This window comes from Armatimonadota bacterium (genome assembly GCA_031081675.1).
GTDB classification, from domain to species: Bacteria; Sysuimicrobiota; Sysuimicrobiia; order Sysuimicrobiales; family Kaftiobacteriaceae; genus Calidihabitans; species Calidihabitans tengchongensis.
Map to the genome: position 1 here is coordinate 34,241 of JAVHLZ010000020.1, position 6,633 is coordinate 40,873.

Annotated in this window: 7 protein-coding genes and 1 riboswitch; of the genes, 1 reads left to right on the forward strand and 6 read right to left on the reverse strand. The window is 74.1% G+C overall.

Translation table 11 applies throughout. The features are described 5' to 3' along the window. Window positions 1-16: 16 nt before the first annotated feature. The 6 genes from thiD to thiW are packed head-to-tail and all read right to left on the reverse strand — an operon-like array spanning window position 17 to window position 5,304. Window positions 17-838, reverse strand: a complete 822-nt coding sequence (gene thiD, locus RB150_08515) for a bifunctional hydroxymethylpyrimidine kinase/phosphomethylpyrimidine kinase (protein MDQ7820577.1) — start codon at window positions 836-838, stop codon at window positions 17-19. Continuing rightward, window positions 835-1,866, reverse strand: coding sequence for a thiamine-phosphate kinase (thiL, locus tag RB150_08520; protein ID MDQ7820578.1), 1,032 nt, complete (start codon window positions 1,864-1,866; stop codon window positions 835-837). Before thiL ends, thiD begins: the two co-directional genes overlap by 4 nt. Further along, entirely contained in the window at window positions 1,835-2,476 is a 642-nt protein-coding gene (thiE, locus tag RB150_08525; GenBank protein MDQ7820579.1) for a thiamine phosphate synthase, read from the reverse strand. Before thiE ends, thiL begins: the two co-directional genes overlap by 32 nt. Before the next feature lie 30 nt (window positions 2,477-2,506). Beyond that, the gene (gene thiM / locus RB150_08530; GenBank protein MDQ7820580.1) at window positions 2,507-3,400 is read right to left on the reverse strand and encodes a hydroxyethylthiazole kinase; all 894 of its coding nucleotides are present in this window, start codon (window positions 3,398-3,400) and stop codon (window positions 2,507-2,509) included. Further along, window positions 3,375-4,799 carry a putative hydroxymethylpyrimidine transporter CytX gene (gene cytX / locus RB150_08535; GenBank protein MDQ7820581.1) on the reverse strand — a complete coding sequence of 475 codons (1,425 nt, stop codon included), beginning with the start codon at window positions 4,797-4,799 and terminating at the stop codon, window positions 3,375-3,377. The genes thiM and cytX overlap by 26 nt, the downstream gene beginning before the upstream one ends. Beyond that, a complete protein-coding gene (thiW, locus tag RB150_08540) occupies window positions 4,789-5,304 on the reverse strand; it encodes an energy coupling factor transporter S component ThiW (protein ID MDQ7820582.1) in 516 nt (171 codons plus the stop codon). Before thiW ends, cytX begins: the two co-directional genes overlap by 11 nt. A gap of 91 nt (window positions 5,305-5,395) precedes the next feature. Then, a riboswitch (TPP riboswitch) is annotated at window positions 5,396-5,510 on the reverse strand. Between the two features lie 231 nt (window positions 5,511-5,741). Between thiW and RB150_08545 the strand changes: the two genes are divergently transcribed. Next, the coding region (locus tag RB150_08545; protein ID MDQ7820583.1) for a YeeE/YedE thiosulfate transporter family protein at window positions 5,742-6,633 on the forward strand (892 nt) is incomplete at its 3' end.

The window sequence follows — 6,633 nt, forward strand, 5'->3', positions numbered from 1 at the left end:
TGGGATGATCTCCCTTTCAGCTTACCTCCTCCGGGCGGCCCTCGTAGTCCGCCGCGGCCAGCGGATTGGCCGGGCCCCGCCCCCGCCCCAGGGGCAGGGCGCCCTGGATGGCCGCGGTGACGAACCGTTTGGCCGCGGCCACCGCGGCGGGCGGGTCGGCTCCCCGGGCCAGCCAGGCGGCGATGGCGGCCGAGAAGATGCACCCGGTGCCGTGGGTGTGCGGCGTGCGCGCGCGGGCCGCTGCCAGGCGGTGGGTGCGGAGACCGTCCCAGAGCAGGTCCACCGCCTCGTCGGACTCCTCCAGGTGCCCGCCCTTGACCACGACGTAGCGAGGGCCCAGCGCGCCGATGGCCCGGGCGGCCTCCAACATGTCCGCCTCGGTCCGGATGGGCATCCCGCCGGCCAGGGCCGAGGCCTCCGGCAGGTTGGGCGTCACCACCAGCGCCAGAGGTAACAGGCGGGTGCGCAGGGCGTCCACGGCGTCGGGCCGCAGCAGGGGCGCCCCGCTTTTGGCCACCATCACCGGATCCACCACCAGGCGCGCGATGCCGTGCCGGCGCACCCGGTCCGCCACCGCCTCGATGATGGCGGCGTTGGCCAGCATGCCGGTCTTGGCGGCGTCGACGCCGATGTCGGTGGCGACGGCGTCGATCTGCGCCGCCACAAAGGCCGGGTCCACCTCCACCACCCCGGTGACCGCGCAGGTGTTCTGTGCGGTGAGCGCGGTGATGGCGCTGGTGCCGAAGACGCCCAGGACGGCAAAGGTCTTCAGGTCCGCCTGGATGCCGGCCCCGCCTCCGGAGTCGGATCCCGCGATGGTCAGCGCCCGGGCAATCACCGATCCCCACCTCCCCGGAAGTGATCCCACCCGCCGGCGGGCAGCGGACGCCGGACCCCCCGATGGACCACCGTCCGCCCCTCGGCGGGCGGGGTGAAGACGCCCACCACCGCCGCCGGGGTGCCGGCCTCGGACTGCAGAATGGCCACCTGCGCCGGCGCGCGGTCAGGGGGCACAGCCACCAGGAGCTCGTAGTCTTCCCCGCCGCCGAGCGCCAGCGCCACGGCGTCCTCGTCGAGCCGCTCCGCCAGCGCCCGCAGGGCGGGATCCACCGGCAGCGCCTCCGCGTCCAGGCACACGCCCACCCCGGAGGCCGCGCACATCCGGGACAGGTCCAGCGCCAGCCCGTCGGAGATGTCCATCATCGCCGTCGCCCACCGGCAGGAGGCCACCGCGCGCGCCTCCCGCAGCCGCGGGCTTGGCCGCCGGTACGCGCGCACGAGAGGCTCCCAGGCCGGGTCCTGCATCCCCCGCTCCAGGGCTATCAGTCCGCCCCGCGCCCGTCCCAGGGTGCCGGTCACCACCACCGCATCGCCGGGGCGGGCGCCGCTGCGGCGCAGGCACAGCTCAGGCTCCACCTCTCCCAGCGCCGCCACGTCCACCACCACCGGGCCCTCGGTGCGCGCCAAATTTCCACCCACCACGCTCACGGCGAACCGGGCGCCCGCGTCGGCCAGCCCGCGGTAGAGGCCCTCCACCCACTCCACCGGCGTGCTGGCGGGAGCGACCACCGAAACCACCGCCTGGCGCGGCAGCCCGCCCATGGCCGCGATGTCGGAGATGCTCACGGCCAGCGCCTTGTAGCCCACATCGGCGGCGGTCGCCCAGCCGTGGCGGAAGTGAACCCCCTCCACCAGGGTGTCCACGGTCAGCACCAGGTGCCGGCCTGAGGGACACTCCAGGATGGCCGCGTCATCGCCGATGCCGACCACCACGCCCGCTGCCGACTCGGGCAGGATCCGGCGGATCGCCTCGATGACGGCGTCCTCTCCGAGATCACGCAGCCGCGCGACCGGCTCGTCCCGCACGCACGGCCTCCAGCAGCGCCCGCGCGGCCGCGACCGCATCCGGCGCGGCCGCCACGGCCGAGATGACTGCCACCCCCGCGGCTCCGGCCCGGATGACTTCCGCCGCATTGTGGGCAGTGATCCCTCCAATCCCCACCACCGGGATGCCCACCGCCCGCACCACGGCCGCCACCCGCTCCACCCCCACCGGCGGACCCGCGTCGGCCTTGGTGGCGGTGGAGTAGACCGGGCCCACGCCCAGATAGTCGGCGCCCTCCCGCTCGGCGCGGATGGCCTCGGCCACCGTTCCCACCGACGCGCCGATGATCCGGCGCGGCCCCAGCACCCGGCGCGCCGCCTCCAGGGGGAGATCGTCGGGTCCCAGGTGCACGCCGTCGGCATCGGCCGCCAGGGCCACGTCCACGCGGTCGTTGACGATCAGGGGGACGCCCGCCTGCCGGGTGAGCTCGCGCAGGCGGCATGCCACCCGGTACAGGGCGGCGGCGGACATCCGTTTGTCCCGCACCTGCAGCACGGTGGCGCCGCCGGCCAGCGCCGCGGCGGCCACCTCTTCGTGAGAACGGCCGGCGACGTCGGCTGAAGTAATGACGTACAGGCTGAAGTCCACCATGAGATCCTCCCGGTACCTCCGCCGGGGTTCTCACCGCCCCTTCCGTCGCCGGGGCGCCGTCCCGGCGGGAATGACCTGCACGCGCATCCGGGCGGCCAGCGCCTGCGGGGTCATGGCCGCCAGGACGTCGATCAGCAAGGGCTTCAGCGTGCCGGGGCCGCCGGCCCGACAGGCGGCCTCCTCGGCCGCCGCTCCAAAGCAGCTCAACCCCGCCGCGGCCGCGGTGAGGAAGTCGGCCCGGTCGGCCACGGCGACGAACACGCCCACCACCGCCGTCGCCATGCATCCCGCGCCCGGCATGGCCGCGAGCCAGGGGTGGCCGTTGTGGACCACCAGGACCCGCCTGCCATCCGCGACCACATCTGCCGGCCCCGTCAGCGCGGCCACCCCGCCCGCGCGCACCAGCGCTGCCGCCAGCGCGCGCATCTCCCCGACGGTGTACAGCCGCGACGCCTCCACGCCCCTCAGCGCCCGGACCGGACGGCCGACCCGCCCCGGCGGTCCCACCAGCGCCTGCGCTTCGGCCGGGTTGGCCCGGATCACCGGCCACGACGCCGTGGCCACCACCCGCCGGGCGGCCGCGGTGCGCAGCCGGGACGCGCCGGCACCCACCGGGTCGATGACCGTCGGGACCCCGCGCCGCCGGGCCACCCGGACCGCCTGCTCGATGGCCTGCAACCGCTCAGCGGTCGGCGTGCCCAGACTGACCACCAGCGCGTCGGCGGAGGCCGTCACCTCCTCCACCTCATCCGGGCTCACGGCCATGATCGGCATGGCCCCCAGCGCCCGGGCGGCCGCCGCCACGTCCGCGGCCGTGACCAGGTTGGGGAGGTGGTGCACCACCGGCCGGCGCTCCCGCAGCGCTGCCAGCAGGTCGGCGGCCTGCGCCCGCAGGCGTTCAGCGTCCCGCGTCTGCCCGGTCACGGCGATCTCCCCGGATGCGGCCCTGCAGCCCCGCCCCCACCACATACAGTGCTGCCGACACCAGGACGGCGGGGACCGACGCCCCCAGCCACGGGTAGCGGGCGCTGAGGGGAAACGGCAGCCCCAAAAGGTCGGCGCCGAAGCGCAGCGCCGCGGTCCAGCCCGGGATCGCGGTGGGCACGATCCACTGGTAGACCGCGAATCCCGCCAGCCACGCCGCCACCGCCGGCCAGCGGACGCCGCCCCGATACCAGTAGGGACCGGCGGGGCGGTACAGCGCCTCCAGGTCGTACCTCCGGCGGCGGATCACAAAGTAGTCCGCCGCCAGAACGCCGAACAGGGGCACGAAGAACGCGCCGATGAGAAACAGGAAGCTCTCGTACTGCACCACGTCGACGGTGGTGGCCACCAGCGCGCACACCGCCCCCGCCGCCACCGCCAGCCAGCGCTGGGGGGCGGCGGGAAGGATGTTCTGGATGCTGACGGCCGTGCTGTAGATGTTGGCGAAGGCGTTGTCGGTCTCGTCCACCACCAGCAGGACCAGGGCCAGCCACCCGCCGGTCAGGCTCATGATGGCCGGGATGAGGTCCGCGGTCTGCAGGGCCAGCACCGACAGCGCCCCCAGGCCGTAAAACCACACGTTGGCCACCAGGTAGCCCAGGTAGGTCCCCCAGAACGCCCGGCCCGTGTGCCGGGCGAACCGGTTGTAGTCGGCCACCAGGGGCAGCCAGGACACCGGCATCGCCAGGACCAGATCCACGGCCAGCCAGAACGAGAGGCTGCCGTCTCCCGGACGCGCCAGGAGCCCGCGCACATCATGGCGGGTGAGGAGGTACCACGTCAGGTAGACGGTGGTGCCGTAGACTCCCCAGATGGCCCACCGCTCCAGCCACCGCCGCACCACCACCAGGGGGCCGCCCACGGCCAGCAGGGTGCAGAAGCCGGCCAGGAGAACGGCCCACACCGCGAAGTTCCGGTAGCCGAACAGGACGGCGGTGATACCGTCGGCCGCCCGGGCCATGATGAAGATCTCGAACGACCCCCACCCCACCAGCTGCACGATGTTGAGGACCGTGGGCAGGTAGGAGCCGCGAATCCCCAGCGCGGGGCGCAGCAGGACCATGGTGGGCACGCCGGTGTCGCTACCCACGAGCCCGGTCAGCGCCAGGAGCAGGTTGCCCACGACCGTGCCCACCACGATGGCCCCCAGGGCCGGACCCAGTCCCAGCCCGGGCACCAGCAGGGTGCCGGCCAGCAGCACCAGCAGGCCCACTCCCAGGCTCGACCACAGGGCCAGGTAGTCCACAAACCCGAGGATCCGCGCCTGCGGGGGCACCGGGGTGATGCCCCACGCGGGAGGCGCCTGGATCCGCGGGCGGGGGAGAACCTCAACGGCCACGGGGCGCTTCCTCCGCCAGCACCCGGCGCAGGGCTCCGCTGCGCTGGAGGGCTTTGACCAGGATCACGCCCAGGATGGCCCCGGGAATGGAACTGGCCAGGAACAGGTACTGCAGCGTGGCCAGCGGGATGGCCTGGCCCATGACCGTCGGGGCCACCAGCAGGGCTCCCAGGGTGGCACCCACAGGTCCGGTGCCCAGCGGTTCCAGCAGGCCGACCCACTCCCGCCTCCAGTACCGGTAGGCCAGGCCCACCACCACGGCGCCGGGAATGCCGCCGGGGAACGCCAGCGGGGTCCCCACCCCCAGCAGGTTGCGCAGGGTGGCGGCCACGGTGGCCGCCAGGGCCGCGTACCACGGGCCGAGCAGGATGCCGGCCAGCACGTTGGTCATGTGCTGCCAGGGCAGGAGTTTCGCGCCGGCGGCGGGGATGGCGCCGGGAACGTAGGAGAGCACCACCGGCAGGGCGGCGCAGAGGGCTGCCAGGGCCAGCGCGCGCGTGCGCATCGTCGCCTCCGCAAGACGAGGCCAGCTCCGGAGGCGTCTGCGGACGAACAGCGGCCGCCGGCCCGATCTCCAGGCCGGCGGCCGCATCCTGTCCTCCCCACGCCAGTATTACCTGGATCGGGTGCGAAGGGTCGGTGCCGCCGCCCGCGCCGATGGTGGCGCGGGCCAGACACCCTCTCAGCCCGGTTCGCCCGAGCTCCCCCGGAACAGCCCGTATGGTGTTGTCGGCCCCAGTATAGCGCCTCCGCAGCCCGCAAGACACCCCTCTTGCCACGGCCGGCCGGGATGCCTATGATATCCCCCAACATGCACCTGTTCCCGCTGCCGCGCGACTGCATCTGTCCCCGCGGAGGCTAACGCCTCCGCCACCTCCCCGCGGCCTTCGGGCCGCGCGCGTGTCCGGCACCACCGCAAAATTCGCAGCCAGGAGGGCGCCCGTGGTTGACGGCATCTCCCCATCGGCCTTTCGCCGTCCCGGAGTGCACCCCCAGACGGCGGCCGGCCTGGCACTGCTGGCGGGCCTGGGCGCCGCCGTCGCCGCCGTCAGCCGGGCCGACGGCCAGTTCGGCATCTTCGCCCTCCTGGGTGTGGGCTTCGGAGTCGCGCTGCAGCGCAGCCGCTTCTGCATCAACTCGGCATTCCGGGACCTCATCCAGTTCCGTTCGGGGCGGACCATGAAGGGCGTCATCGTGGGGATGGCCGTCGCGACGGTGGGGTTTGGCCTGCACATGTACACCCTCATGCCCAACCCCACCCTGGGGCCCGTGGCGCCCGAGGCCCACGCCGTCCCCCTCAGCGCCGCCCTGGTCGTGGGGGGCGTCCTGTTCGGCGTGGGGATGGTCCTGGCCGGCGGGTGCACCTCCGGGTCTTTGTACCGGATGGGAGAGGGCTATCTGGCCTCCTGGGTCAGCCTGGCCGGCATCCTGGTGGGACTGGTGCTGGTCAGCCACAGCTGGACCTGGTGGTGGGTGCACGTGATCCGCCCCGCGCCGGTGATCTGGTTCCCGCGCGCGCTGGGGTACGGCCCCGCAACTCTGCTGACTCTCGTTCTGCTCCTGGCGGCGTACCTGCTGGTCCTGTGGGTGGAATCCCGCGGCGGAGGAGGCGTGACGGAGGCCCCCGCACCGCCGGCGGCCCCCCGGACGTTTGCCGACGCGGTGCGAGTGCTGGCGGCGTCGGTCGTCGGCCGCGGCTGGCCGGCCGCGGTGGGGGGAGCCGTGCTGGGCGGGCTGAACGTGCTGTCCTACACCGCCCACATGCCGTGGCGGATCGTCGGCGAGCTGTCCCGGTGGGCCAACGCGGCGGCCGGCCTGGTGGGGCTGAGCCCGC

Excerpts from the sequence above, each read along its gene's own strand:
- thiE (MDQ7820579.1), bottom strand. The coding sequence starts at position 2,476 with ATGGTGGACTTCAGCCTGTACGTCATTACTTCAGCCGACGTCGCCGGC.
- thiW (MDQ7820582.1), bottom strand. The coding sequence starts at position 5,304 with ATGCGCACGCGCGCGCTGGCCCTGGCAGCCCTCTGCGCCGCCCTGCCG.